General features: G+C 53.2%; 31 protein-coding genes and 1 tRNA gene. 10 read left to right on the top strand and 22 right to left on the bottom strand.

Annotation, left to right across the window (positions count from 1 at the left end; genetic code table 11):
• Positions 1-8: 8 nt before the first annotated feature.
• The 12 genes from VA597_RS08070 to VA597_RS08015 all read right to left on the bottom strand — a co-directional run bounded on the left by VA597_RS08070 (position 9) and on the right by VA597_RS08015 (position 9,042).
• Positions 9-779 carry a Nif3-like dinuclear metal center hexameric protein gene (locus VA597_RS08070; protein WP_243112687.1) on the bottom strand — a complete coding sequence of 257 codons (771 nt, stop codon included), beginning with the start codon at positions 777-779 and terminating at the stop codon, positions 9-11.
• 18 nt (positions 780-797) lie between these two features.
• Positions 798-1,577 (bottom strand): tRNA (adenine(22)-N(1))-methyltransferase, encoded by a 780-nt coding sequence (locus tag VA597_RS08065; RefSeq protein WP_128742250.1) that lies wholly within the window; start codon positions 1,575-1,577, stop codon positions 798-800.
• Entirely contained in the window at positions 1,552-1,758 is a 207-nt protein-coding gene (locus tag VA597_RS08060) for a DUF1858 domain-containing protein (protein WP_128742249.1), read from the bottom strand. The genes VA597_RS08065 and VA597_RS08060 overlap by 26 nt, the downstream gene beginning before the upstream one ends.
• Positions 1,759-1,874: 116 nt before the next feature.
• Complete coding sequence (locus tag VA597_RS08055; protein ID WP_128742248.1) at positions 1,875-2,822, bottom strand: GGDEF domain-containing protein; 948 nt, start codon at positions 2,820-2,822, stop codon at positions 1,875-1,877.
• Entirely contained in the window at positions 2,822-3,376 is a 555-nt protein-coding gene (locus tag VA597_RS08050) for a chemotaxis protein CheC (protein ID WP_243112680.1), read from the bottom strand. Before VA597_RS08050 ends, VA597_RS08055 begins: the two co-directional genes overlap by 1 nt.
• 74 nt (positions 3,377-3,450) lie before the next feature.
• On the bottom strand, positions 3,451-3,825 hold the full coding sequence (locus VA597_RS08045) for a response regulator (protein ID WP_128742246.1): 375 nt from the start codon (positions 3,823-3,825) through the stop codon (positions 3,451-3,453).
• A 275-nt stretch (positions 3,826-4,100) separates the two neighbouring features.
• Positions 4,101-5,513, bottom strand: coding sequence for an aminopeptidase (locus VA597_RS08040; protein ID WP_128742245.1), 1,413 nt, complete (start codon positions 5,511-5,513; stop codon positions 4,101-4,103).
• A 14-nt stretch (positions 5,514-5,527) separates the two neighbouring features.
• On the bottom strand, positions 5,528-6,094 hold the full coding sequence (locus tag VA597_RS08035; protein ID WP_128742244.1) for a lytic transglycosylase domain-containing protein: 567 nt from the start codon (positions 6,092-6,094) through the stop codon (positions 5,528-5,530).
• Positions 6,091-6,696, bottom strand: coding sequence for a dephospho-CoA kinase (coaE, locus tag VA597_RS08030; protein WP_164918993.1), 606 nt, complete (start codon positions 6,694-6,696; stop codon positions 6,091-6,093). Before coaE ends, VA597_RS08035 begins: the two co-directional genes overlap by 4 nt.
• Entirely contained in the window at positions 6,689-7,711 is a 1,023-nt protein-coding gene (locus VA597_RS08025) for an L-threonylcarbamoyladenylate synthase (RefSeq protein WP_128742242.1), read from the bottom strand. Before VA597_RS08025 ends, coaE begins: the two co-directional genes overlap by 8 nt.
• A gap of 1 nt (position 7,712) precedes the next feature.
• Positions 7,713-8,804 carry a peptide chain release factor 1 gene (gene prfA / locus VA597_RS08020; RefSeq protein WP_128742241.1) on the bottom strand — a complete coding sequence of 364 codons (1,092 nt, stop codon included), beginning with the start codon at positions 8,802-8,804 and terminating at the stop codon, positions 7,713-7,715.
• 40 nt (positions 8,805-8,844) lie between these two features.
• The gene (locus tag VA597_RS08015; protein ID WP_128742240.1) at positions 8,845-9,042 is read right to left on the bottom strand and encodes a DUF951 domain-containing protein; all 198 of its coding nucleotides are present in this window, start codon (positions 9,040-9,042) and stop codon (positions 8,845-8,847) included.
• A 135-nt stretch (positions 9,043-9,177) separates the two neighbouring features.
• On the opposite strand from VA597_RS08015, the gene VA597_RS08010 reads away from it, so the two are divergent.
• Positions 9,178-10,185 carry a biotin--[acetyl-CoA-carboxylase] ligase gene (locus VA597_RS08010; RefSeq protein ID WP_128744262.1) on the top strand — a complete coding sequence of 336 codons (1,008 nt, stop codon included), beginning with the start codon at positions 9,178-9,180 and terminating at the stop codon, positions 10,183-10,185.
• A 60-nt stretch (positions 10,186-10,245) separates the two neighbouring features.
• Here the strand turns inward: VA597_RS08010 and VA597_RS08005 are convergent, their stop codons facing one another.
• The 8 genes from VA597_RS08005 to VA597_RS07970 form a co-directional block, all read right to left on the bottom strand.
• Complete coding sequence (locus tag VA597_RS08005) at positions 10,246-11,076, bottom strand: hypothetical protein (RefSeq protein ID WP_128742239.1); 831 nt, start codon at positions 11,074-11,076, stop codon at positions 10,246-10,248.
• 134 nt (positions 11,077-11,210) lie between these two features.
• Entirely contained in the window at positions 11,211-11,900 is a 690-nt protein-coding gene (locus tag VA597_RS08000; RefSeq protein WP_128742238.1) for a hypothetical protein, read from the bottom strand.
• Positions 11,901-11,979: 79 nt separating this feature from the next.
• Positions 11,980-12,504 (bottom strand): hypothetical protein, encoded by a 525-nt coding sequence (locus VA597_RS07995; RefSeq protein ID WP_128742237.1) that lies wholly within the window; start codon positions 12,502-12,504, stop codon positions 11,980-11,982.
• A 207-nt stretch (positions 12,505-12,711) separates the two neighbouring features.
• A complete protein-coding gene (locus VA597_RS07990) occupies positions 12,712-12,987 on the bottom strand; it encodes a hypothetical protein (protein ID WP_128742236.1) in 276 nt (91 codons plus the stop codon).
• Between the two features lie 76 nt (positions 12,988-13,063).
• On the bottom strand, positions 13,064-14,752 hold the full coding sequence (locus VA597_RS07985; RefSeq protein ID WP_128744261.1) for a glutamine--tRNA ligase/YqeY domain fusion protein: 1,689 nt from the start codon (positions 14,750-14,752) through the stop codon (positions 13,064-13,066).
• A complete protein-coding gene (gene gltX, locus VA597_RS07980) occupies positions 14,752-16,221 on the bottom strand; it encodes a glutamate--tRNA ligase (RefSeq protein WP_128742235.1) in 1,470 nt (489 codons plus the stop codon). The genes VA597_RS07985 and gltX overlap by 1 nt, the downstream gene beginning before the upstream one ends.
• An 87-nt stretch (positions 16,222-16,308) precedes the next feature.
• Positions 16,309-17,085, bottom strand: coding sequence for a M15 family metallopeptidase (locus VA597_RS07975; RefSeq protein ID WP_128742234.1), 777 nt, complete (start codon positions 17,083-17,085; stop codon positions 16,309-16,311).
• 69 nt (positions 17,086-17,154) lie between these two features.
• Positions 17,155-17,475 carry a putative heavy metal-binding protein gene (locus VA597_RS07970; protein ID WP_128742233.1) on the bottom strand — a complete coding sequence of 107 codons (321 nt, stop codon included), beginning with the start codon at positions 17,473-17,475 and terminating at the stop codon, positions 17,155-17,157.
• 127 nt (positions 17,476-17,602) lie between these two features.
• Here VA597_RS07970 and VA597_RS07965 point away from each other — a divergent pair, with 127 nt between their 5' ends.
• From VA597_RS07965 to sdaAA, 3 genes are all read left to right on the top strand, one after another.
• A complete protein-coding gene (locus VA597_RS07965) occupies positions 17,603-17,812 on the top strand; it encodes a hypothetical protein (protein ID WP_326975630.1) in 210 nt (69 codons plus the stop codon).
• Between the two features lie 133 nt (positions 17,813-17,945).
• Entirely contained in the window at positions 17,946-18,608 is a 663-nt protein-coding gene (gene sdaAB / locus VA597_RS07960) for an L-serine ammonia-lyase, iron-sulfur-dependent subunit beta (RefSeq protein ID WP_128742231.1), read from the top strand.
• Positions 18,609-18,619: 11 nt separating this feature from the next.
• Positions 18,620-19,495 (top strand): L-serine ammonia-lyase, iron-sulfur-dependent, subunit alpha, encoded by an 876-nt coding sequence (gene sdaAA, locus VA597_RS07955; protein ID WP_128744260.1) that lies wholly within the window; start codon positions 18,620-18,622, stop codon positions 19,493-19,495.
• Here sdaAA and VA597_RS07950 read toward each other — a convergent pair.
• A complete protein-coding gene (locus tag VA597_RS07950) occupies positions 19,492-19,761 on the bottom strand; it encodes a late competence development ComFB family protein (RefSeq protein WP_128742230.1) in 270 nt (89 codons plus the stop codon). The genes sdaAA and VA597_RS07950 overlap by 4 nt on opposite strands.
• A gap of 200 nt (positions 19,762-19,961) precedes the next feature.
• Here VA597_RS07950 and VA597_RS07945 point away from each other — a divergent pair.
• Positions 19,962-20,038: transfer RNA gene (locus VA597_RS07945), tRNA-Ile, on the top strand.
• 553 nt (positions 20,039-20,591) lie between these two features.
• Here the strand turns inward: VA597_RS07945 and VA597_RS07940 are convergent.
• Complete coding sequence (locus tag VA597_RS07940) at positions 20,592-21,008, bottom strand: carboxymuconolactone decarboxylase family protein (protein WP_128742229.1); 417 nt, start codon at positions 21,006-21,008, stop codon at positions 20,592-20,594.
• A 139-nt stretch (positions 21,009-21,147) separates the two neighbouring features.
• Between VA597_RS07940 and VA597_RS07935 the strand changes: the two genes are divergently transcribed.
• The 5 genes from VA597_RS07935 to VA597_RS07915 all read left to right on the top strand — a co-directional run bounded on the left by VA597_RS07935 (position 21,148) and on the right by VA597_RS07915 (position 26,917).
• Positions 21,148-21,591: an Lrp/AsnC family transcriptional regulator gene (locus VA597_RS07935; protein WP_128742228.1), complete on the top strand. Its 444-nt coding sequence runs from the start codon at positions 21,148-21,150 to the stop codon at positions 21,589-21,591.
• A 662-nt stretch (positions 21,592-22,253) separates the two neighbouring features.
• Positions 22,254-23,654 (top strand): L-fucose/L-arabinose isomerase family protein, encoded by a 1,401-nt coding sequence (locus tag VA597_RS07930; RefSeq protein ID WP_128742227.1) that lies wholly within the window; start codon positions 22,254-22,256, stop codon positions 23,652-23,654.
• A gap of 5 nt (positions 23,655-23,659) precedes the next feature.
• Entirely contained in the window at positions 23,660-24,484 is an 825-nt protein-coding gene (locus VA597_RS07925; protein ID WP_128742226.1) for a transketolase, read from the top strand.
• Positions 24,481-25,419: a transketolase family protein gene (locus VA597_RS07920; RefSeq protein ID WP_128742225.1), complete on the top strand. Its 939-nt coding sequence runs from the start codon at positions 24,481-24,483 to the stop codon at positions 25,417-25,419. The genes VA597_RS07925 and VA597_RS07920 overlap by 4 nt, the downstream gene beginning before the upstream one ends.
• Complete coding sequence (locus VA597_RS07915; RefSeq protein ID WP_128742224.1) at positions 25,412-26,917, top strand: FGGY-family carbohydrate kinase; 1,506 nt, start codon at positions 25,412-25,414, stop codon at positions 26,915-26,917. The genes VA597_RS07920 and VA597_RS07915 overlap by 8 nt, the downstream gene beginning before the upstream one ends.
• The last annotated feature ends 18 nt before the right edge of the window (positions 26,918-26,935 follow it).

Raw genomic sequence — 26,935 nt, 5'->3', positions numbered from 1 at the left:
CCGAATCGTTACAGATAATGCACCGGCCCGTGCGCTGCGCGTGACCGGACAAAAGACACGTCCTGAAACCGTTCCGCGAGCTTTTGCATCAGCGCCGGGATCACCGGGTCCTCGGTTTCAAAATGTCCGGCAGCGACCAGTGTGACGCCCAGGCTCTCCGCATCCAGCAAGATATTGTGCTTGCATTCTCCCGTCACAAACGCCTGGCAGCCGGCCTGGGCCGCATCATACAGATAGTCGGCTCCGCCTCCGCCGCAGAGTCCGGCCGAATTGACGCGCCTTCCGCCGTCGACGTAGCAAAGTCCTTCGCACCCCAGCGCGTTCTTGACAAATTGAGCGAACTCGCGCGGGCTGTATTCTCGGTCCGTTTCCCCGCAAAGCGCCTCCGGAAGGCCGGAATCCGAATTTTCACACAGCATTCTGACATTTTTCAGTCTGAGCCGGCCGGCAAGACAGTCGTTGACCCCGCCCGGCGCCATGTCAAGATTCGTATGGGCACAGATTGCCGCGATGGAGCGGCTTGCCAGCAAATACGGCACCGAAGCCGTGTCCAGTCTTTTGAGCGGATGAAAAATCACCGGATGATGGCTGACAATCAGCTGTGCGCCCAATTCGGACGCTTCCCGCACCACCTCAGGCGTGATGTCCAGGGACAGGATGGATTTTGTCACGTTCATGCCCTCGTCGCCAACCAGCAGTCCGGGGTTGTCAAAACCCATCGCCGTGCGAAACGGCGCAAATCCGTCGATAAACTGAAAAATGTCGCCAGTCGTCGTCATAAGCAGCTCCTCTTTCGATTAAGCCGGTCTGGATGACAGCAATTTTTCAATTTCGGATACAAGGAAATAAAAGCGGCCGGCATCCCGGGCGTTTCCTGACCTGAGGAGACCGTTCGCCCGCTTTTCCAAACGCCGCTTCTGTATTTCGAGGTACTTTCTTCCCTGCACCGTATCCGCTGTCATTCTGCCGATGTAGTAAAACAGCTCTTCTTCCTGCCGTCCCTGGGGGCAAAAGGAGACCTGCATCACCGAATAGACATGGCCGTCCTCTTCGGCGGCCTGTTCCCGCTCGATCAGGAACCCTTGCCGCACAAGAAATCCGCGCAGTTCCTCCGCCTTCGTCATGGGTTGAAGGATCAGGCGGCGGCCCGTTTCCTTTAGCCAAGGCGCGCGCTCAAGAATACGGACCATCATCAGCCCGCCCATGCCGGCAATCACGAGATCCTCCGCTTCCGATGGCTCTATCCGGTCCAAACCGTCCGAAAGACGCGCCGACACCAGATTCGATACCCCGAAGCGGTCAATATTTGCACGCGCACGCGCCAAAGGACCCGGCCTGACGTCGGCGGCTACGGCGCTTCGGATCATTCCCCGTTTTGCAAGCCAGACCGGCAGATAGGCGTGGTCGGTTCCCACATCCGCAAGCGCCGTTCCCGCCCGCACCATGGAAGCGCAGAGGGAAAGCCTGTCTCCAAGGGAAAACAGAGCGCATGCCCGGCGGGACACGCCGGACGGCCGTCCGGCAAAGCTTCTGTCGGACGGCCGCTTGTTTTTACTGGCGGGATGCGAGGTGTTCATTGAGCTTCTGAACCATTTCCTCCACATCCACACCGTGAACGACACAGGCTTCCTCCAGTGATTCGCCGCGGGAAGCGGGGCATCCCAGGCAGTGCATGCCCATTTCCATGAAAAAAGGAGCCGTGCTGGTGTCAAGATCAAGAATATCTCCGATTAAAGACTGTTTGGTAATCGCTACCATAACTGTATCCTCCAAAAAAGGTAAAATTCATAATATGAGACATGCTTATTATAATACCCAGGCAAAATCTTTGCAATACATTTCTAAGGACCGGCACCGTGCGGTTCCATTGGGAATCAGTTTTCGCCGTTTTCTGCGGGGTAATACCAGTTGTCACCTTCGCGCTTTTTGGCAATATACATCGCACGGTCCGCCTTGACGATCAGTTGGTCCACCGAATCCCCGTCCTGCGGATAAAAGCTCACCCCTACACTCAGACAAATTCGCACGGAAACGCCGTTGCTCAACATGGCGTCCCGTTTTGCCCGGAGAATTTTGGAAACAACGATTTTATAGTTGTCCGGTTCGTTGATCTGCGGGAGCAGAATCAGGAATTCATCTCCTCCGTAACGGGCGACGATATCGTTTCTGCGCGTCGCCGCGGTCAGAATCTCCGCCACCTGAATCAGCACCTTATCCCCGGCTTCATGCCCGTAGGTGTCGTTGATCTGTTTGAAGTTGTCCACGTCAATAAACATAAGGCCCAAGACTTCCCGGTTGCGTTCCGCCGCGCGCAGGAATTTTTCCGCCATTTCGTAAAAAAGCGTCCTGTTTGCAACGCCGGTCAACTGGTCATAATAAGCGAGGCGCTGAATGGCCTGTTCCTTCTGTTTCAGTTCCTGATTCAGCAGGCGAAGTTCACTGATGCTTTCGCGAAGCTGGCGGATCCGTTCAAAGGAATCCGTCACCTCGGTGAATTCGAGCAGCAGGCGCTTTTGGCCGTTTTCCATAAACCTGGTTACCCTGATATTGTACTTTTCGCGGCAGCCCATCAGCATTTCGTGCATGGCCGCGGAAAAAAAAAGATTATGTCCCTGTTCCAGAGCATCCATCAGGGACATTTGAAAATAAGGGCTGTTGAATCCGGGGATCAGTCCAGGCAGACTTCCGCACTCCCCCGCATCCGCACGCCCTTTGTCAAATCTCTGCATAAAGCGGTTCTGAAACAGTATTTTTAATTTCTCATCCACAATCAGGATTCCCAGATTCAGCCGATCCAGCACCTCATGTGAAACCCCGTCCATCAAAGCCCCGCCTCAATTCCGTCCAGCAAACGAAACAATTCACGGTAAGATTCCACCATCAGATCGATGATGACCGCACCCTCTATTTCCGTGCTGTCGATCAGGAACGTGACAAATAAAATTATGAAAGAATGGTTTTTCTCACTGTCGATATCTTTGCTGAAATTGATTCGGTCGTAAACCGCCACATGGGGGAGATCATAAGCCAACTGCACATTAATCAGATTTCCAAGTTCGCCGAGAATACAGTTCAGCAGGATATTGCCGATTTCGCGGATCACGTCAAAATCCACATCGGTAAAAACAGTATCTTCCGGAGGAACGGAGCCGTCGCCGGAACAGAGAGTGACAAATTTTTTAATTTTGTCCGCCGGAAAAACCAGGTTCGCCCTCCCTTTCAAACTGTTTGTAAAAGAAATCGTCGATACCATCAACGCGCCGTCGAACAAACCTGAGAACTCTTCGCTGAGTTTAAGTTCTCTGTCCTCATCTTCAGGAATCCTGATTTTGGGAATTTGCAGACTGATTTTCCGATGGACAATCTCTGAGAGCATATCCGCCGCTCTTCCCACCCCGATATTGAACAATTCACTTAAAATATCACAACGAAAGCACTCTCGATCCACTTTTATCGTTCCTTACCATCTATCCGGTCGCATAACAACCGCATTTTTTCGTCATTCAGAGGCTTATTAACGAAAGCCAGTACACCCAGCGCTTCGATTTCCTCACGAACACACTTCTGAATATCGGCGGTCACAACGATGACGCCGGTGCCGCCTTCTTTTTGAACGGCACGGATCAGTTCCGCCCCGCCCAGCTTCGGCATTAAAAGATCGACGAACATATAATCCGGTTTCAGTGCCCGGAATTTCTTCAGTCCCTCTTCCCCGTCAGAAGCGAAGCTGATTGCGATATCCTTGCCGGGCATTGCTTTTTTTAATAAATTAGCAGTTACTTTTTGTGAAAACACAGAATCATCAACTATGAGAACACAAATCATAGTCGTTGTTCAGCCTCCAAAAGCGCATATTATTGCAAAACATGGAAGAACTTGGGAAAAAGTAATAGGGTCTGACGATTTTCATTATCATAGCATGGAAAAAAAGTAATGTCAATCAATTCGCCCGCCAGCCGTTTGGTCATCGCGGCAATAAAAATAAACGCCTGGTAACCGGTAGGCCGAATCGATTGGCAAAGGGTTCCCGGCGCAAAAAGCGGGAAAATACGGAGCAGGGAAAAGAGAACGGGTTCTCTTTTCCCTGCAAGGCCTGAAAATCAACGCGCCTCAAAGAACGCTTTGATTCCCTCATAGGTCATATAAACATCCAGCTTGGAAACAACTTCAAAAGGCGAATGCATGGACAGGACCGGAACTCCGATATCGAGAACGTCGACATTCAGGTTGGCGATATACATGGCAACCGTTCCGCCGCCGCCGGCATCCACTTTCCCAAGCTCGCCGATCTGCCACAAAACGCCGTTTTTCTCAAACAGCCGGCGAATTTCGGATACAAACTCGGCGGAAGCCTCGCTGGAACCGCTCTTCCCGCGCGCGCCCGTATACTTTGCCATCCCCACTCCGCTGTTCAGGAAGCAGGAATTCGCCGCCTCATACACATCCGGATAGGTAGGATCATAAGCCGCCGTCACATCCGCGGACAGGCATTTGGAACGGCTGAGAACATGGCGAACCGCAAGGCCCTCGGCTTCCGCCAGGTCGGCGATAAAATAGCGCATAAACTGGCTGTTCAGGCCCGTGTTTCCGTCGCTTCCGATCTCTTCCTTATCCGCGAGAACCGTCAATACGGTGTTTTTCGGAGTCTTGGCATGAAGCGCTGCCATCAGGGCCGGATAGGCGCAGACTCGGTCGTCATGTCCGTAAGCGCCGATCATGCTGCGGTCAAACCCAATATCCACCGCACTGAACGCCGGGACGAGCTCCAGGTCCGCGGAGACAAAATCCTCTTCGGTCATACCGTATTTTTCATTCAGGATCTTCATCAGGTTGAGCTTGAAAAGATTCTCGCCGTCTTCCGAGCGGATCGGGCGGCTGCCGGCGAGAATATTCAGGTTTTCCCCCTCGACCCCCTTGGACAGCGTCTTCTGCATCTGCTCGGTCGCAAGATGGATCAGAAGGTCCGTTATGGTAAACTGCGGGTCGCCGGGCTTTTCTCCGATGCGGAGGTCTACGTGTGTGCCGTCCTTCAGAACAACGCGGCCGTGCAGGGACAGCGGGATCGTCGTCCACTGGTATTTCTTGATTCCGCCGTAGTAGTGCGTTTTAAATAAGGCCAGTCCATCTTTTTCGTAAAGAGGATGGGGTTTTAAATCCAGACGGGGAGAATCAATGTGGGCGGCGGCAATCCGGACGCCATCCCGGCAGCCCTCCTCCCCAATCACGGCGAAAATTGCCGCTTTGCCCCGGTTGTTGTAATAAACGCGGTCGCCCGGCTGATAGCGTTTTCCCTCTTCATAGGGAGCAAACCCCGCCTTTTCGGCCGCCTCGACCGCATAGCGCGTTACCTCCCGTTCCGTTTTCGCCGCGCCGATAAACTTCATATAGCCGTCGCAGAAGCGGTCGGCTTTTTCCACCTGACTTTCCGGCACTTTGAAATAGCCGCTTTTCCTGTCAATCAAAAGCTTTTTCGTTAACTCCTTGACCTGGGATGCTTCTTCTTTTTTCTCCATGGTCTGTCTCTCCTTCACAACTGATAAAGTTTTTTATATTTGTCATAACTTTGCAGAACGGAATCCGCATAATTCTGCGTTTCCTCATAGGGAATCCGCTTCAGGTTTTTCCCGTCCGCAGAATATCTGGAATCCTTCAGCCATCCGTCCACCGTGCCGGAGCCGGCGTTGTAGGCGCACAGGGCTGTGCGCAGAGAACCGTATCTTTCCGCCATCATCGACAAATATCTGCACCCATACCGGATATTGACCTCCGGGCGGAAAAGATCCTCTTCGGAATAGGTGTCCTTCTGGCTCTCCTGAAGCCAGTCAAACGTGTCCGGCATCAGCTGCATCAGGCCGCAGGCACCGGACCGGGACCGGGCATCCGCGTCGAAGTTGCTTTCCGATCGGATGACCGCATAGACCAGCGCGGGCTCCAAATGATATTCCTGGGCATATTTCTCAACGTATTCCGTATAGCGGAGCGGATAAAAAGATTTCTGAAACCGGTCATATCCCGCACGGAGAAGCAGGACGGCTCCGACCAGCAGAATCGCCAGCAGCGTATAGGACCTGAAAAATCTCTTAGAGAACTTCAATTCTCCTCCTCCAGAATCTGCTTCAGCAGACGGGCCGCGCCGTCACGCACCGCACAAAAATCCGTGCACCCGTCAAAAACATATTTGGCCCGTTTTTCATAGTACCCGTTTGGATTTTGCGCGTTCATGCGTTCTTTTGCCGCCTCCTCCGCAATTCCGTCCCGTTTCATAATTCTTTTCAGCCGGATTTCAGGCGGCGCCGTCACCGCGACCGCCGTATCGCAGAGGGAATCCGCGCCGCTTTCAAACAATAGAGCCGCGTCGAGGACAATGGCTTTTGCCCCGCTGCCGCGCAGCTCTCCGATGCGGCGGACCGTCTCCTCCTTAATGGCCGGATGTGTAATCTGATTGAGCCGTTCCGTCCGTCCCGGACTGGAAAACGCCCGCTTTGCAAGCAGACGGCGGTCCAAAGAACCGTCCGCCGATACAATGTCCGCGCCGAATTCACGGCTGAGCGCCGCGATGCAATCCGGGCGCTGAACGGCTCTCCGGGCGAGAATATCCGCGTCGATCACGGCGCACCCCAGCTCCCGGAAAGCGGCCGCCACCGTGGATTTGCCCGATCCGGTCGGACCGGTCAGGCCGATCACCGGCTTATTCAAGGGAAAGCACCTCAAATCCGGCGGCACGCATCAGACGGTTATAGACCGCAAGGCCGACCCCGTCCGGAGCCGGGCAGCGCGCGTAAACCGTTTTCGCACCGATGTCATCCAGGCGGCGGAGGGATTCAAACAGTTCCCGCGCCTGCGCGCCCGTGTCGCGTTCCGCGCCGTAACAGACCGCCGGAACCCTCAGCAGGCGGTCCTCCCCGTCATAGCAGAGCGCCGCGACGCCCGGCTCCGCATGGGAATTGACATAATCGGCATAGGCTCTTTCCCCGCCGCTCAGGATCACTACATTCGCTTTTGGGGAATAGTGCTTATATTTCATCCCGGGGGAAAGCGGCCGCGCCCCTTTCGGCAGCGGATTCATCACAGCAGGGTCGACATCCACACGCCCCAGTACGGAGCGAAGCTGTTCCAGCGTAATGCCGCCGGGACGCAGAAGCCGCGGCGGGTCGGAAGCCAGCGTGACGATGGTCGATTCCACCCCAACCCCGCAGGGACCGCCGTCCAGAACGGCGTCGATTTTTCCGTCCATATCGCGCATCACATGTTCCGCCGTCGTGGTGCTGGGAAAGCCGGACCGATTGGCCGACGGCGCGGCAATCGGAACGCCGGCCGCCGAGATCAGCGCCTGCGCCACGGGATGGGACGGAAACCGGATTCCAACGGTGGGCAGACCCGCGCTGACTTCAAACGGGATCAAGTCCGATTTTTCAAGCACCATGGTGAGCGGACCGGGCCAGCAGGTCTTTGCCAGTTTTTTCGCGGACTCCGGCAACCGGACAGCCAGTTTTTCGATTTGATCCAGGTTTGAGATGTGAACGATCAGCGGATTGTCCTGCGGCCTTCCCTTCGCCTCAAAGATTTTTCTGACCGCCGTGCCGTCAAATGCATTCGCCGCAAGGCCATAAACGGTCTCTGTCGGCATGCCCACAAGGCCGCCGTTTCTTATTATATGGGCCGCGGCTTCGATCGATTCGCTCTTTGCCGCGTCAAGCAACAACGTTTTCATTTTATTCTCCCGTATCCGTTCCGTTTTCCGCTGAATTTTTCAGTTTTTGAGCGCGGTCCGCCGCAACCAGCGCGTCGAATATTTCGTCAAGGTCCCCGTTCAAAACCGCGTCCAGCCGGTAAAGCGTAAGCCCGATGCGGTGATCCGTCACGCGGCCCTGCGGATAATTATAAGTCCGGATGCGCTCCGAGCGGTCGCCGGTGCCCACCTGGGAACGGCGTTCCGCAGCCACCTTGTCATCCTGTTCCTTTTGTTTCTGTTCGTACAGCCGGCTGCGAAGGATTTTCAGCGCCCTGTCCTTGTTTTTGTACTGGCTGCGCTCGTCCTGGCACTCGACGACCATGCCGGTCGGCAGGTGGGTGACGCGGATGGCGGACGACGTTTTGTTGATGTGCTGCCCGCCGGCGCCGCTGGAACGGAACGTGTCGATTTTCAGATCGTTCGGGTCCAGTTCGAACTCCACTTCCTCTACCTCCGGCAAAACGGCAACCGTCGCCGTCGAGGTGTGGATGCGTCCCTGCTGTTCCGTCTCCGGCACGCGCTGCACGCGATGCACGCCGCTTTCATATTTCAGCCTGGAATAGGCGCCGTCCCCGGCAATCATAAAACTGATTTCCTTAAAGCCGCCCAGTTCCGTTTCGTTCGCGTTCATGATTTCCGTCTGCCAGCCCCTTGACTGCGCGTACATGCTGTACATGCGGAACAGAACGCCGGAAAACAGGGCGGCTTCCTCGCCGCCCGCTCCGCCGCGGATTTCGACAATCACGTTCTTCTCATCATTCGGGTCGCGCGGCAGCAGCAGAATTTTCAGCTCCTCGGCAATCCGTTCCCGGTTTGCACGCGCCTCGCTAATCTCGTCCTCGGCCATGCGGTGAAGCTCCCGGTCGGACTCTTCCTCCAGGATCTGCCGGGCGCCGTCCTCCGTCCGCACCGTTTCCCCGTATTCCCGGTATTTTTCGACAATCGGTTCGATGGAACGAACCTCTTTCATCAGTTCCCTTGACTGCTCCGGATCGCACGCGACCGTGGGATCGCAGAGTTTCCGGTTCAGCTCCTCATATCTCTTTTCAAAAACCGCCAAATTTTCAAACATAAACACTACTCCTTTGTTTTATTAAGGGAAACAAAGGAAGCTACAATTCATCCTGGCTGGTTTTCCTTATTATTTTCTTAATATTTTTTTCACACTTCAAACGCGGAACCATCACTTCATGGCCGCATTTTTGACACCGGATCTTAAAATCCATGCCGGAGCGCAGCACCAGAAACAGATTGCACCCGCAGGGATGCGGCTTCCTCATTTGAAGCACGTCTCCCGGTCTGACGTCCATGAACGCACCTCTTTTCTTTTCAAAGCAACATACTATTTTAGTATAGACCAAAATTCGCTGAACGGCAATATGCGGGCCGTTTTTTTTCGGATGCTTGCGGTTTGTCCCGTGCCGGAATATAATAAAAGCATTCTAATGAGCAAGGCTGGGATCAAAATGGGAACCAAAGAGCAAATTCTCAACCGCCTCCGGGAAAACGGAGAATTCGTCTCCGGAGAGGAGCTCAGCGAACAGCTTCATATTTCGAGGACGGCGGTATGGAAGTCCATCCGTTCCCTGCGGGAAGAGGGATATGAAATCGAGTCCGCGACGAACCGAGGGTATCGGCTCGAAAGCTGTCCGGACCGGTACTCTGCGGCGGAAATCGGCGCGGGGCTGGAAACGGAGTTTCTTGGCCGGAGCGTTTTCTGTCACGACAGCGTCGACTCCACCAACGAGGAAGCAAAAAGGCAGGCGCTCGCCGGAGCGCCGAACGGCAGCCTGTTCGTCGCGGAACAGCAGACCGGGGGAAAAGGCCGTTTGGGGCGCAGCTGGACCTCTCCAACCGGGACGGGGCTGTGGTTTACCGTTCTGCTCCGGCCCGGGATCCTGCCCCTGCGCGTTTCGGTCACAACGCTGCTGTCGGGCCTTGCCGTGGCCCGCGCCGTCCGTTCCTTATCCGGCTGTGACGCCAAAATCAAATGGCCGAATGACATCGTGATCGGCAGTAAAAAGGTCTGTGGGATTCTGACGGAAATGACGGCGGAAATTGACCGCATCGAATTCGTTGCGGTTGGAATCGGAGTCAATGTAAACAACACGGCATTTCCGGAGGCCATCCGTGATAAAGCGACTTCCATCCGTATGGAAAGTGGAAAACCTTTACGGCGCGTCGCGCTGTTGCAGGAAATTCTGATCCAGTTTGAAACTCTGCTGAAACAGAACGCGGATTCCGACCCCGCGTTCTGGGAGGAGTACAAAAGGGCCTGCGTTTCGATTGGCCGGCAGGTAAAATTCGCCCGCCGCGGGGCGGCCGTGACGGGAACCGCCGTGGACGTTTCTCCCCGGGGGGAACTGATCGTCGAGCTGCCCGACGGGGCAAAGGAAACCGTCACCGCGGGCGAAGTCAGCGTACAGGGCATTTACGGGCAGAAAGCGGAATAGATAAGCGGCAGCGCCCGACGCGTTTTTGCGCCGGGCGCTGCTATGAAAGATGCTGCGATGTTAACTCATTTCATCCGGAGTGCAAAAATGCTCCGGTGTCGAAACTTTTCGAAAAACGTAACGGTATAGTCCCGTGATTCCGATCCAGCCCGCAGAAAACAAAACTCCGTCAAAAATGCTGAGTGGGCCAAAGAGCGGATGAAAGGCAAATTCCGTCAACGCCGGAATCAGGAGAATTCCAAGCGTTACGGGGAAAACGATGCGCAGGCGCAGAAAACCGTAAGCCGTATACCAACCGGCGAGAAAGAGCAGAAAAAGATAAAGAAGATGATAACTCAGCAGCGGAATGGGCGGCATTTTAATCTCAGTTTTTAATTCCTGAAAAAGAGTGATCTCTTTCATTGACGCAGTTTGAATGACGTAGCCATTCAGGGCCAGCAGAATGCCGACAGCTGAAAAAACGGTGATTTCCACCTTTTTCTTTTGAAGGACTTCCCCGTGCTTTTTGGCGGCCCAAAAAGCGAGCCGGACAGCTCCGCACCAGAGAAACGCGTTGACAACTTTCAGCCCTCCAAAGATCCACGGGGCACGACTCTGCGGCGTGAAGGCAAATTCGATCAGCGCGGAAATCAGCAAAACCGCCAGGGCGGCGGGCAGGACGAAGCGCAGTTTTGCAAAGCCATACGCCAGGAACCAGCCCAGGAAAAGCAGGAACAAAATGAAAAGCATGTTGAATCCCGTTTCGCTCAGCCGGAAGGCCAAATTCAGCGGTTTGGCCGCCTCCCCTGTCGCGGCCCGGAATTCCTGCGAATAACAGAGCATCTTGGCCAGACTTACAAGCCACAGCAGCACTGCAAAAGCGGAATAAATAATCCATATCTTTCTTCGCAAAGCTGCGCTTCCTCCTTTAGTTCTTCGACGCACCTAAGGCAAATGATCACCAGTATCGATTTTTAACCAACAACGAATCTGTGAAATTGCAGAAATAAATCCACTTTTTATTTAGCCACTCCTGGAGAGAGAAATCAATACCAGTGTAAATATTTTACATAGTAAGTTTTTTTATTAAATTCAAGGCCATAGATATACAGGTAAACATTATTGACCTTCGTTTTTATATACTTAACGAGACCGCAATTATCAATTTCTTGAAATGTAAAAGAACTTAGATTGAGTGAACCATTTGTTTTAAAGAATTCGTTTTCAAACAGCTGCTCAATGGTATTTATTTCTTTGCAAGGAAAGAACATATCAGACGAATTGATATATTCATAATACCCAAATTGGCAAATCTCATTTTGAATCGCATCTTTGTTAAAGAGAATCTTTATCAATTTATCGATTTTATTTTTCCGAATCATATTCTCATATGCTTTTTTGCATCCTGTAGAAATTCCTTCTAATTGATAACTTAAAATATTATTAACAGAATCATAATTTACTAAAATTCTTTTAAAGATAGTTGATAAAATTCCAATTTGGTCCTTTAGTTTAAGAGAAGTCATCGGTAATGTTATTGCAATATCGACATTACAATTTATATAAAAATAGTAAAAATCAGCAACAGTAAATTGTAAAAATAAATCATCAAGTAAATATGATTCTATTTGATCCGGGCTATATGTTGCCGGGCTAATGGCAATTTTACAATTATTTGTTCTATCTAAGGGTTCGTTATGATTTTTTATCTTTTCTAATTCTATTTTAACAAACATAAATCGTTCCCTCCTTTTTTAATACTTATCTCGGTATCAAAGTACCGAGATAAGTATAGATTACCACTGGTAAAGAAAGTTAAAGCCGTACTGCTGACGCTGCGCTTCCGACTGAAAAAGTATCACTTATCCCTACAAGATACAGGTTTGTCCAGCCAACAGTGACAATTCCAGATGAAGGAACAAAAAAGTCACTGGTCACATTAGTTGCGGTCCTTGTAGTACCATTTAAATGTGGGCAGTCAATATAATCATCGTAATAATATGTATCTGATAAAGCACTTGTAGATTTAACATATATTCTTCCTTTAACATTTGTCAGGTTACTCCAGCCTGAGGGCATATGAGCTGTCCAACGCAGTTCTCTAATGCCTGCAACATTACCTCGTAATTTTAGACTAAAGACTACCTGTTGACCAGTTATTGTATTCGCTTTTACTGTTACCCCGTCTTGCAAATCATTAACAGAAAGAGTCGCCTTGTTATTTGAGATAGCGATAGTTTCGCTAGGATTTGATGTCGCCGCGAACGCGGGCACGCAAACCATCATAGACAGGGCGAAAACCAGAACCAGGCTGATTGCTTTTTTCCAAGTCCTTAACATTTTTCTACCTCTGTGTTTTGTTTCGGTTGACAGGCGTACGAAAAGGTTTTTGTAAAGGGGAACGGCGTTCCCCCTCTAAACGGCCCATCGGCGTCATCCTCTTCCCTCGTTTTCTTATTTCATATGCGCGCGCTGCATTGAAATCGGACTATTATTGAACCTGTAATTTTTTCCTCTACTGATATACCGTGTGAGGCCCCCGATTTGTTACACTTTTTTTGAAAAAAATTTATAAAAACGCGCAAGTTTTATAGTGAAAGACAGATAGAGAAGGTACCCCACAATGATAAAATTTGCGATAACGGCGAGATAGGAGACCGGATGAATATAAGCCGTATCATTTGTATATCCGCTTCCCAGGCACTTGATCTCAAGGCATTGGGCGATTTTTGCCTCCTGAACAAGGAACGAACAATACAAAAAGTTCAGGAACAGCAGCACCAGGCCGATCAGTCTGCTGACGATCTTTAAAATCGGATTCATTCGTTTGTGACTCCTTTCATAAATGGAAAAATGCCCGGCGCAATTAAAACCGCACCGGGCAACTCTCATATTTCTATTACCTTTTCCTTTTGAAGCCGTCCTTGAGCGATACGGAGCGATTGAACACCGGGTGTCCTGGCTTGCTGTCGCGGCTGTCCACGCAGAAATACCCCTGACGCAGGAACTGGAACGACGCCGGCGCCTCCGCCTCCGCCAACAGCGGCTCCACTTTGCAGCCGGTCAGAACTTTCAGCGAATCGGGACTCAGTTCCTCGAGAAAATCGCCGGCCTCCGGGTCGGGGACGGTAAACAGGCTGTCGTACAAACGGACCTCGGCGTCCTTCGCGGTCTTTGCGTCCACCCAGTGAATGGTGCTTTTCACTTTCCGCCCGTCCGGCGTATTGCCTCCGCGCGTCGCCGGGTCGTACTCGGCGGTAACCGCGGTTACGTTTCCGTTTTCATCCTTCTCGCATCCGGTGCATTTGACGACATAGGCGGTCTTGAGCCGCACCTCATTCCCCGGGAAAAGGCGGAAATATTTCTTTTCCGGCACCTCCATGAAATCCTCGCGCTCGATCCACAGTTCCCGGGAGAAACTGACCGGCCGGGTGCCGCTTTCCGGGCGTTCCGGATTATTCTCCACGTCGAAGGTTTCCGTTTCGTCCTTCGGGTAATTGGTCAGAACCAGCTTGACCGGGTCCAGAACCGCCATCGCGCGGCCGGCATTTTCGTTCAGGTCTTCGCGCAGGCAGTGTTCCAGAAAGCCGTAGTCCACCGTGGAATTCACCTTCGCGACTCCGATACGCTCGCAGAAATTGCGGATGGAGGCCGGCGTGTAACCCCTGCGCCTTAAGCCGCAGAGGGTCGGCATGCGCGGATCGTCCCATCCGGACACAGAACCGTTTTCAACCAACAGCCGCAGCTTGCGCTTGCTCATGACCGTATTGTTGATGCCGAGGCGCGCGAACTCGATCTGCCGGGGTTTCGCGGGAAGGCCGATATGCTCGATCACCCAGTCGTACAGAGGGCGGTGGTCCTCAAACTCCAGTGAACACAGCGAGTGGGTAATCCCCTCGATCGCATCCTCGATCGGGTGCGCAAAATCGTACATCGGGTAGATGCACCACTCATTTTTCGTGCGGTGGTGCGCCATGTGGTTGATGCGGTAAAGTACCGGGTCGCGCAGATTGAAGTTGCCGGAGGCAAGGTCGATCTTCGCGCGGAGCGTCATTCTGCCGTCCTCGAATTCTCCGTCCCTCATGCGGCGGAACAAATCGAGACTCTCTTCCGCCGGGCGGTCCCGATAGGGGCTGCGGGCCGGGTGCGTCAGGTCCCCGCGGTATTCCCGGAACTGTTCCTGCGTCAGCTCGCAGACATAGGCGAACCCCTCCCGGATCAGTTTTTCCGCCAGCTCATACATTTTGGAAAAATAGTCGGAGGCGTAAAAAAAGCGGTCGTCCCAGGAGAAGCCGAGCCAGCGGATATCCTCACGGATCGCGTCGACATACTCCACGTCCTCTTTCGTAGGGTTCGTGTCATCCATGCGCAGATTGCACATGCCGCCGAATTTTTCCGCCGTTCCAAAGTCGATGCAGATGGCTTTCGCGTGCCCGATGTGAAGATAACCGTTCGGCTCGGGCGGGAACCTCGTGTGAACCGTCTTGCCCTCGAATCGCCCGCCCGGCGCAAGGTCCTCTTTGACGAAGGTGTGAATAAAATTGCCCGCGCTTTCGTTTTCCTCCGCGCTTTTAACTTCTTCGCTCATCATGCCGACTCCTTGTTCAGTTTTTCCAGACCCGCGTCCAGGCGGCGCAGCGACTCTTCCCTGCCGAGGAAGCACAGGATCTCGATCGCTCCGCCCGGGGTCACCAGGGCTCCGGCCGCCGCGATGCGCACGGGCCAAAGCAGCGTGCCGTTTTTCACTCCAAGCTGCTGCGCAAGCCCGATCAGCGCGTCGTGAATCGCCTCGGCCGACCATCCGTCCAGCGACTCCAGCGTCCGGACGGCGGCTGTCAGCATCTCCGCCGAGTTTTCCAGGTTGGTTTTGCTTTTCTTATTGATAAAATAATCTGCCGGATAATCCGGCTGTTCCTTTAAAAAACCGATCATTCCGGGAATCTCGCTGAACTTTGTCACGCGGGGCTGCAGCACGCCCGCCAAAACGTCCCAACGGTAATCTCCCTGCGGGAACAGACTGCGGAAATACGGCATCGCGTTTTCGAGGAATTCCTCCTGCGGCATGGCGCGGATGATTTCCCCGTTAAACCACAACAGCTTATCGTAATCGAACACGGCCGGCGATTTGCTGATCCCGTCGATCGAGAAATTTTCTGCCAGTTCCTCCAGCGTGAACAGTTCCCGGTTATCTTTCGGGCACCAGCCGAGCAGGGCTATGTAGTTGACAATCGCCCTGGGAAGATAGCCTTCCTCAACCAGATCCTGAAAGCCCGTGGAACCGTGCCGCTTCGAGAGCTTGGACACGCTTCCGTCCGCGTTTTTGCCCATAATCAGCGGCAGATGCACATAAGTCGGCACCTCCCAGCCAAACGCCTCGTAAAGGAGATTATATTTCGGCGTGGATGAGAGATATTCGCTTCCGCGCACGACGTGGGTGATTTCCATGAGGTGATCGTCGACGACGTTCGCAAAATTATAGGTCGGGTAACCGTCGGATTTTAAGAGGATCTGATCCTCCAGCTCCTCGTTTTCGATCGTGATCGGACCGTAAACCACATCATGGAAGGTGGTGGAGCCTTCGAACGGCATTTTCTGCCGGATGACATAGGGCGTGCCGGCGGCAAGAAGCCGCTGTACCTCCTCCTCCGGAAGATTTCTGCAGTGCCGGTCATAGCCGCCGCCGTTTTCCTCCTTGGATTCGTGCAGGGACTCCAGGCGTTCCTTGGAACAGAAGCAACGGTAAGCCTTTCCCTCGGACACAAGCCGCTCCGCATACTTCCGGTACAGTTCCTTCCGCTCGCTCTGCACATAGGGGCCGTAGCCGCCGCCGACATCCGGACCCTCGTCGTGCTTCAGGCCGACCTGGTCGAGCGTATGGTAAATTACGTCCAGCGCGCCTTCCACATAGCGTTCGCGGTCCGTGTCCTCAATGCGGAGGATAAAATCCCCGCCGCCGGATTTTGCAATTAAATATTCAAACAGCGCCGTCCTCAGATTGCCGACATGCATGATGCCGGTCGGGCTGGGGGCAAACCTCGTCCTGACTTTTTGCCGCATCAAATACCCTCCTGCCGTATTTCCGCTTTTTTAAGTTCTGATTGTAGATTATACCAAATTCCGGAGGGATAATCAATCAACGCTCCCCTATTTTTGCAGGAAATCGAGGTATTCCTCCAGACAGAGGTTCTTTTTCTTCATCACCTGCGCGTTTTCGACCCCCACATAGCGGTAATGCCACGGCTCGTATTTTATTTTTGTGATCTCCTGTTTATCCTTTGGATAACGCAGGACAAAGCCGTAATCCTGCGCATGCTCCGAAAGCCACTGAAAAGCCGGCGTGGTGTCGAAATCATCCCTTACGCCGTTCAAATCCATCGCCAGGCCCGTGGCGTGCTCGCTGTACCCTGGCCGGGCGACCGACTTTTCCGCATAAGCCTCCGCTTCCCCAACCGAAGAATAGGATTTTGAGTAGCCATCGATTTCCTCCTGAAACAATTCTTCCTGCTTTTCGCTGCTGCGGTATGCGGAGGAAATCCAAAGGGATACCCCGGCCGAGGCCGCGGCGGCATTCATTTTCTCATACGCCGCGGCAGCCCGGCGGTTGATCTGCACTCCGTAGACCGAGATCAGGTCCGGCTGGTAGCCGTCCGGAAGCTTATGGTCGTAATTGACCAGAAGCAGATTTTCATCCGTCACCGCAGTTCCCGCCGCAGCGGAGGAAACCTTTCCGGAAGGCGGCGAGGATGACGGTGAAGCAGCAGCAGAGGAAACCGCGCTGACATTCGCCGTCTCCTCCCTGCTGTCACGGTAAGAATAAACCTCCAAAAACGTAATAACACAAGACGCAAAAAAAACGAAAATCGAAACCACAGCCGCAAAAACAAAAAGGAAATTCTTCAGTCTTTTCCTTCGATTTCCCATTCCGCATTCCCCCCTGAAGACTAAAACTAGTATGGGAAAAATGCAGAAAAAAATTCGTGTTTTCCGGCCTTATTCCAGCCTCACGGCTGTGCCGGAAGCCGTTACCATCAGCATGCCGTTGTTGGCGCCGAGCACTTCATAATCCAGCTTGACGCCGACCACGGCATTCGCTCCGAGATTTTCGGCTCTCCGCTCCATTTCGGAAATCGCGTTTTCCCTCGCCCGGATCAGCTCCTCTTCATAGGTGCCTGAACGTCCGCCGAAAAAATTCGACAGTCCCGCGGCGAAATCCTTGATAAAATCAACACCGGAGATCACTTCTCCGAATACAATCCCTTTATATTCCAGTATTCTTCTGCCGTCAATCGCGGGGGTCGTCGTACAGATCATGAGCAGTTCCTCCTTTTAGGATTGTGATAAAAGCCGATTTCTTTATTGTATTTTTTTAAAGGCCGCAATATAATGCTTCTAACAAAAAATTTGCAGCCATATGCTGTTATGATCCGGTTTTCTGGGGATGATGATATTGAGTCGGAACGACTACGGAACAAAACTGATTCTCGCGGCAACGGCATTTGCTCTTGATATTTCCCAGGGGCTGAGTGCCAATGAAATGAACGTGCTCGGCGCCTTTTTCAACGTTGTCGGCGACCAGCTCTCCCTGATGGCGGCAGCGGAAGTGTCCGGGTCGTCCTCCGGCAACGGAAATCAGAAAGCGGACTCCTAAAGATCAGCCCAAGAGGTTATTTGCCCGTATTGATTTATCCGCCGGACATGGTATGATAAGAGGCGGGACTCAGAGGAATCGTTTTCAGGCAAATCGAAACAGTCCGCTGCATCCTGGAAAGGCAGGAAGCCGAATGAACCTTTTTGACATCATGGGCCCGATCATGGTCGGGCCGTCCAGCTCGCACACTGCGGGCGCAGTCCGCATCGGACTGGTAACCAGGAAGCTGCTGGGGGAACCTGTCGCGGAAGCAGAAATGCTGCTGCACGGATCTTTTGCCGCAACCGGAGAGGGACACGGCACGGACCGCGCATTGGTCGCCGGACTCCTTGGAATGAAGCCTGATGACGAAAGGATTCCTTCCAGTTTCGCGATTGCAGAAGAAGAAGGGATGAAATTTCATTCGGGAACAGTGACGCTGCGGAATGTTCACCCAAACACCGCAATGCTGCGCGTGAAGGGAAAAAGCGGAAAAGATCTGGAGGTTGTCGCCTCCTCGCTCGGCGGAGGCAGAATCCGCATCTGCCGCATTGACGGAATCGAGACGAATTTTTCCGGCGACTGCCCAACGCTGGTCGTCCACAACCTGGACCGGCCGGGGCATGTGGCGCAGGTAACGACGCTTTTATATCAATACTCGGTGAACATCGCCGCCATGCAGCTTTACCGGAACGTGAGGGGAGGGTACGCGGTCATGGTGCTGGAATGCGACCAGCCGATTCCCGCCGAGCCGCTCGCGTCGCTTGAGAAGGAAGACGGCATTATCAAGGTGACCTATTTAAATCTGGACGAATAGCGGAGGCAATGATGGCATTTGTATCGGTAAAACAGCTTTTGGCAGCAGTGGAAGAGCAGGGCCTTCCGCTCTGGGAAGTGATCTTAAACGAGGACGTCAAGGACCGCGGTGTTGTCCGGGAAGATTCTTTCAGACAGATGAACGCGCTTTGGGCCGCGATGAAATCCGCCAGCGAAGGATACAGCGCCGCGGCGCGCTCCAAAAGCGGGCTGGTCGGCGGGGACGGAGAAAAAATGCGCCGCTATGCCCTTACAGGAAACGGCATTGCGGGCGCTTATCTGTCCGGAGTGATTGCGGAAGCGCTGCGCATGGGGGAAAGCAATGCGTGCATGAAACGGATCGTCGCCGCACCAACCGCGGGTTCCTGCGGCGTTCTGCCCGCCGTCCTGATCCCATTCGCGAGGGCAAATAAAACCGGCGACCGGGAAATCACCTCGGCGCTGTTCGTCGCGGCGGGATTCGGGCAGATCATCGCATCGCGCGCGTCGATTTCAGGCGCGGAAGGAGGCTGTCAGGCAGAAATCGGATCCGCTTCCGCCATGGCCGCGGCGGCGCTTGTCTGCCTGAAAAACGGGACTCCGGAGATGAGCGCCTGCGCCTGTTCCATGGCTCTGATGAACCTGCTCGGCCTGGTGTGCGACCCGGTTGCCGGGCTGGTGGAAATTCCGTGCGTAAAAAGGAATGTGATCGGTGCGGTCAATGCGATCAGCTGCGCGGATATGGCCTTGGCGGGAATAGGCAGCGCCATTCCGCCTGACGAAGTGATCGACTCAATGCGGTCGGTCGGAGACATGATGCCGGCTTGCTTAAGAGAAACGGGAACAGGCGGCCTGGCCGCAACGCCGACCGGAGCCGCCGCGGCAAAAAAAATCCACGGCATCCTTTAAACGGGACGGTGCCGCGGATTCTCTTTCACTTTTTCGGCTGCTTCAAACAAGGCGGTCAGCAGGTCGATTTCAAACTGAGTCGATGTGGCATCCAGCTTCATATACGCCCTGCCGAGGTCCGAATTCGCATACTTGGGAGACAGCCTGTTCAGCGCATAGGAAATCATGTCCGCCCTACACTGATCGCATTTACAGCAATCAAGCGTGTCAATTATTTCATCCAGTTTCTGCTCCACCAGATTTTCCGTAACATTGACAATTTTCATGAAGCACCTCTCAACGTCATATCCCTTATAAGACGATCTTGTACGAATTTACTATACCATTTTCTTTATGTAAATGTAAATGCCCAATTGTATTTTTATTTATTTGATGCAGATTTATTGCATTGCCGTACCGGCTATGATATAATAATCTAGTTTCTGATGCGCATAGGAAATTCTGTCGCTCGTCAGATGAATTGGACGGGCCATTAGCTCAGTTGGTTAGAGCAACCGGCTCATAACCGGTCGGTCCAAGGTTCGAGTCCTTGATGGCCCACCAAATAAAAATCCGCATCAGACAGCCGTTTTCTGGCTGTCTGATGCGGATTTTATTTCCTAACATCAGCATTAAAAATAAGCCCTCCCATTGCCGCCGAAGCAACAGAGAGGGCTATATAAAAAGAGCCCTTATTCCCCTATTAAAGCCGTGCACAGCCCTAATTTTGTACTATAAAAGCTCTAATATGATTATTATAACCGAGAATTTAGTGAATTTCAAGAAAAAATAAAAGTCCATCGGAAATAAATCCCGATGGACCCAGCAGAAGACAGGAGAAGTGCAAGAACCCCTGCCCCTGCATCCGGAGAATAGAGCCTCCATACACAACATCTATACTGTAATCCGAATGTGGAAAATTGTCAAGAGAAAATATAAAAAAGCCTCACAAACAGGAAACTAATTCGCTCGGTATACCTTTTATTCTTTCTATCCGTTTGTCAATACCGTGATGTAAATCATTCAGCATTTCCCCGAGGGCATCCGCCGCCTGCGACAGTCCCTTCTACCATACCTGGCAGCAATCTTAACTATTTGTGCTATCTGTGTGAATCACTCAAATTTGACAGCTTGGAGCTAAGTCCAATAAGGCCCCAAATCTTTGGCAAGCCGTTACAAAGCAAATAAGTGCCAGAAGTTCCGAAATCTCGCTGTCGGTAAACGTTTTTTTCAGTATGCCAAATTCGTCGTCGCTGATGTGTATTGTTTTGCTGGATCGATCCGCTATATGGACAGCCAATTGCGTCCGTGCATCCAGTCCGGTTTTTGATGGAACCCCCTTAGCCTTACAGTATTCGCAGCCGTTATTAAATGCCAGAGTGCGCCGGACCTCCTCCTTTAATTCCGCGGGAAATGTATCGCTCGAAAAAATAGATTCTTCCAGCGAAGCCCATTTCTCCAATATATTTTTATTATGTCCTAATAGTTGTTGAAATGGTGTAAGCCCGTTCTGTGAAAAAGAAATGATCGCCATAGATTTTTCCTCCTTAAATGATACGTTCCGTTGACAAAGCAATTATAGCAGGGATATAATAAAAATTGTATTCCATATGATATGATATTATTTGTATCAGTATGGCTATCGATATTTTTATCAGGAAAAGGTGTTTCAAATGAAAATAGACGAAATAGATGTGCGGATTTTGCATGAGTTGCAGACAGACAGCCGTATCTCCATAAGGGAATTATCTAAGCGAGTAAATCTTTCGCCGCCTTCTGTGACCGAGAGAGTAAGAAGGCTTGAGGACAATAACATTATTGAAGAATATACGATCCGTTTAAACAAAAAGAAGCTTGGTTTCGCAATCGATTGTATTGTTGAAGTTACCATGAAGGATGGGCAATACGAGAAATTTAAAAATTTCATTAAGGATTATAAGCACAGTGAATGGTGCTACAGAATTGCGGGCGCTGCGTGTTTTATTGTTAAACTGTCGGTCCCCTCTTTAGAGGATATTGAACAGTTCATAAATGCCATATCCTCATATGCATTAACAGAGACATCCATCGTTTTCTCAAAAGTGGAAGTCAATAATAGTATAAACAAGTTCTTATAAAATCGGCCATATTTTCAGGATTGCGTCTGGTGGCTCTCTATCCAGCTGTATTTGCTTTCTTTGCTTGCTTCTTGATGCGCTCTGTTAGTTATCCGGATAAACAGAAAAAATAAGGCTCCCGGATTTCTCCGAGAGCCTTCGTCATATCTGAATTGGCTTTACAACTGTCCCTAAAATCCGGGAGAGCTTTCCACAGCGCCCTTACTTCAGGACGCGACTGCCCCGCTTTCGGACGCTGCACCGTCGGGAATATCGCCGTCCTATCATTGGCCGACGCCGTTGTATGGAGGGTGCCGCGCTTGATGGAGCCGGCGGAAAGAAAACAAGGAAAAAGAATGTTTTTGTTGTAAAAATTTATATAAATAATTAAAATTGGAAAATTGAAATAAATTGGACGTATTGATTGATTTGTAGTCGAAGCAACGGATTTAATTAAGTTATCTTCATCGTTTTAAAAAGAAATGGTCTGAATGCGCTATAAAATCCTATCAATTTAAAAATTTTTAGTCTATAATTCTAAATATATTACTAAATATTTATAAAAAGATTTACTATGATATCATCAGCTGAAGTTGCAGCAGAGAACCTGACCCGCGAAGCGGGACCGGCCGCGCAGCGACGGACTGACTGATAATTTTCCAGAGGCTGTGGAGGAACAGATTATGAATTCAGTAAAGCTGGGTTATGCGCCCACACGACGCAGCATTTTCAGCGCTCCGGATGCACGCAGGTACCGGGACCTCACTGCGGATCGTCTTCGGGAGCTCGGAGTGAATTTCGTTGATATCAAAGACTGTAATGAGGAAGGGCTTCTGTACGATGACGCCGGCCTTGCCAGAATAGAAGAGAAATTCAAGAGGGAAAAGGTTGACGGCATTCTGTTGGCTCACTGCAATTTTGGGACCGAATATGAATGCGCGCGTCTTGCCAAAGCGCTGAATGTTCCGGTGCTGCTGTGGGGTCCGCTTGACGAGCGGCCGGATTCGAACGGCGTACGGCTGCGCGACACGCAGTGCGGCCTGTTCGCGACCGGCAAGGTCCTTCGCAGATTTCACGTTCCGTTTACATATCTGACCAACTGCCGTTTGAGCGACCCTGTATTTGAACGCGGAGTGCGGGACTTTCTCGCTGTGTGCAACGTCGTCCGCACGTTCCGCAATATCCGAATCCTCCAGATAGGCCCCCGCCCGTTCGATTTCTGGAGCACCATGTGCAACGAGGGCGAGCTTCTTGAAAAATTCAATATCCAGCTCGCGCCCATTTCTCTGCCGGAGCTGACCGCCGAAGTGAAAAAGGCCAAACAGGAGGGTGAGGAAGCCGTTGAGGTAGAGGACTACATACGCAAAAACATGGATGTCCGCATCAAGGACGGCGAGCTGGAAACCGTCGCCGCGCTGAAAGTGGCTATGAGCCGCCTGATTGAAAAATACGGGTGCAACGCGGCGGCCATCCAGTGCTGGAACGCCCTTCAGGGCGAGCTTGGCATCATGCCCTGCGCGGCGAACGCCCTTCTGAACGAGGAGGGCATCCCGGTCGTCTGCGAAACGGATATCCACGGCGCGGTCACCGCGCTGATGGCGGAAGCCGCCGGGATGGGCGAAGTGCGCACATTCTTTGCCGACTGGACCATCCGCCACCCGGACATCCCCAACGGCGAGCTTCTGCAGCACTGCGGCCCGTGGCCGATTTCCGTGGCGAGGGAAAAGCCGAAGGTCGGCTATCCTCTGGCGTTCGACTGTCCGGGCAGCCTGACGGCGGAAGCCAAACACGGCGATATCACCCTGTGCCGTTTCGACGGGGACGAAGGGGAGTATTCCCTTTTGATGGGAAACGCGAAAGGCGTGGACGGCCCGGTCTGCATGGGAACTTACCTGTGGATTGAGGTTGAGAACATCAAGCGCCTGGAAGAAAAAATCGTGTGCGGGCCGTACATCCATCACTGCGTCGGCATTCACAAAAACATCGTGCCGGTCTTGTACGAGGCCTGCAAATATATCGGGGTCAAACCGGATTTCTACGACCCGATTGAAGAAAAGGTAAAAGCTTACCTCAGGGGGGAATGATCGGCATGGTGAATCTGAAAGAAAAAGCCTGGCAAATCCGAGAGGACGTCGTCACCCTGATCCGCAAGGCCGGCGGCGGGCACATCGGCGGGGATCTGAGCGAAACGGATATCCTGGTGGCGCTCTATTACCGGGAGATGAACTGTACGCCGGAAAACGTAAACGACCCGCTCCGCGACCGCTTCATTCTCAGCAAGGGACACTCCGTGGAGGCTCTGTACTGCATTCTGGCAGACAAGGGATATTTCCCGAAGCAGGAGCTGTTTGATACATATTCCAGGTATCTGTCGAAATTTATCGGACACCCGAACAACAAGGTCCCGGGTGTGGAAATGAATTCCGGTTCGCTGGGCCACGGCCTTTCCCTGGCGGTGGGCATGGCGCTGGCCGCCCGCATGGACGGTGCGCCGTACCGCGTTTACACCGTGCTGGGCGACGGCGAGCTTGCCGAAGGCTCCGTCTGGGAGGGCGTCATGGCCGGCGCAAATTATGGGCTCGACAATCTCACCGCGCTCGTGGACCGCAACCGCCTCCAGATTTCCGGCGGTACGGAAGAGGTCATGAAGCAGGACAGCCAGGAGGAACGCTGGGCGGCGTTCGGCTGGAACACGCTCTCCATTCCCGGAAACGACGTGACGGCGGTCTGCAACGCCGTGGAGCTTGCGAAAGCCGCGAAAGGGAAGCCAACGGTCATCATCGCGAACACGACCAAGGGCTGCGGCGTGTCGTTCATGGAAAACAAGGCCGGATGGCACCACCGCCTGCCCACACAGGAGGAATACGCCCAGGCCATGAGGGAACTGGAAGAAAAGAGGAAATCCGCGCTATGAATAAGGTTGCAAACAAGCAGGTCATCTGCAGCGTCCTGATGGACGAGGCGGGCAGGGACAGAAATATCGTCGTGCTGTGCAGCGACTCGCGCGGCTCCGGCTCCATGACCGGCTTCGCGGAGGCGTTCCCGGAACAGTTCGTGGAAGTCGGCATCGCCGAGCAGAGCCTGGTTTCCGTCAGCGCCGGTCTTGCCCGCTGCGGTAAAAAATGCTTTGCCGTCTCCCCGGCGAGTTTCCTTTCCACGCGCAGCATGGAACAGGTGAAGGTGGACGTCGCCTACTCCCACACCAATGTCACGCTCGTCGGCATCAGCGGAGGCATCAGCTACGGCGCGCTCGGCATGACGCACCATTCGACCAACGATATCGCAACCATGGCTTCCATCCCGGGACTCCGCGTCTACCTGCCGAGCGACCGCTTCCAGACGGAGTGCCTGATTCGGGCGCTGCTGAGGGGCGGGGAACCGGCCTATGTGCGTGTGGGACGCAATGCCGTGGAGGATGTTTATGAAGAGGGCAATGTCCCGTTTGAAATGGATCGTGCCACGCTGGTGCGCGGCGGCGACGACGTGACGCTCATCGCCTACGGCGAAATGGTCAGGCCCGCGAAAGACGCGGCGGCGCTTCTGGCGGAAAAGGGCGTTTCCGCACGCGTGCTGGACATGTACTGCGTGAAACCCATCGACCGGGAAGCCGTGCTGAAGGCCGCTTCCGAAACACGCGGCATCGTCACGGTCGAAGAGCATACTGCCTTCGGGGGCATGGGCTCCATGGTCAGCCAGATCGTCGCGGCCGAACATCCCGCCCGCGTCAGGAGCCTGACCCTGCCGGATTCCCCGGTGGTCACGGGCACGTCGAAAGAGGTTTTCGACTATTACGGCCTGAACGCCGCGGGAATTGCGGAAGCGGCCGAAGGGGTCATGCCTCATGGATAAGTACATTCTGGCGGTGGACCAAAGCACACAGGGGACGAAAGGGCTGCTGTTTGACGGGGACGGACATCTGATTGCCCGCTGCGACCGCGCGCACGCGCAGATTGTTAACGACCGCGGCTGGGTAGAGCATGACCCGGAAGAGATTTACGTCAATACCCTGGCGGCCGTGCGTGATGTTGCGGAAAAGGCCGGCATCGCGAAAGAGCAGATTCTGGCGGTCGGCATCAGCAACCAGCGGGAAACGGCTCTCGCGTGGGACCGCGCGTCCGGAAAACCGGTTTATAACGCCATTGTCTGGCAGTGTGCGCGCGGCGCCGGGATCTGCCGCCGGCTGGACACGGGGGATTTCGCGCAGCGGGTGAAACAGGCAACCGGCCTTCCTCTTTCACCGTATTTTTCGGCGGCAAAGCTGGCCTGGATTCTGGAAAATGTGCAGGACGCCAAGCGAAAGGCCGCAGAGGGATCCCTCTGCATGGGAACGGTTGACAGTTGGCTTGTCTACCGCCTGACCGGAGGCCGCGCTTTTAAAACCGATTATTCAAACGCATCGCGGACGCAGCTTTTCAATATTTCTTCTCTTCGATGGGATGAGGAACTATGCAGGGCGTTTGGAATTCCGAAACATTGTCTCGCACAGGTCTGCGGCTCCGACAGCGTCTTCGGCGAAACGGATTTTGAAGGCTTTCTGCCAAGGCCCGTTCCGATCTGCGGCGTACTCGGCGACAGTCACGGCGCCCTGTTCGGCCAGGGCTGTCTGCGTCCCGGCATGGTGAAGGCTACCTATGGCACGGGTTCTTCCGTGATGATGAATATCGGCAGCCGGCCGGTTTTCGGCAAAGATGTCGTCACCTCGCTGGCCTGGGGAATGGATGGCAAAGTCGATTATGTTCTTGAAGGAAACATCAACTACACCGGCGCCGTGATTTCCTGGCTGAAGAACGACCTTCACCTGATTCAGTCGGCCGCGGAAGCGCAGTCCCTGGCGGAAAAAGCGAACCCGGATGACCGCACCTATCTGGTGCCGGCTTTCACGGGGCTGGGAGCGCCCTACTGGGACAGCGCGGCGACTGCCGTGATGACGGGCATGACCCGTACGACAGGAAAAGCGGAAGTCGTGCGGGCCGCAGAGAATTGCATTGCGTACCAGATCACGGACATCGTGGAAAGCATGCGCGGGCAGTCCGGTCTTCCCATTACGGAGCTGCGCGCCGACGGAGGCCCGACCGGAGACGGATACCTGATGCAGTTTCAGAGCGACCTGATCGGGCTGCCGGTCCGCATTCCCGGTCTGCAGGAGCTTTCGGGCATGGGCGCGGCGTTTACAGCGGGCATTTCGGCCGGGCTGTATGACGGCGAGAAGATTTTCGATCGGGCCTATCTTACGGAATACAGAAGCAAGATGCCTGCGGCGGAGCGGGAGAGACTTCTCTCCGGATGGAAGCAGGCGGTGGCGCTGGCGCTGCATCATGAAGTAAAACACAGGGCAATACCCTGTTAAGTTTTAAAAATTTTTTAG

It is taken from the genome of Caproicibacter sp. BJN0012, from assembly GCF_035986805.1.
Taxonomy (GTDB): domain Bacteria; phylum Bacillota; class Clostridia; order Oscillospirales; family Acutalibacteraceae; genus Caproicibacter.
Note: the sequence above shows the minus strand (reverse complement) of the source record. Positions and strands in the feature narration are given on the sequence as shown.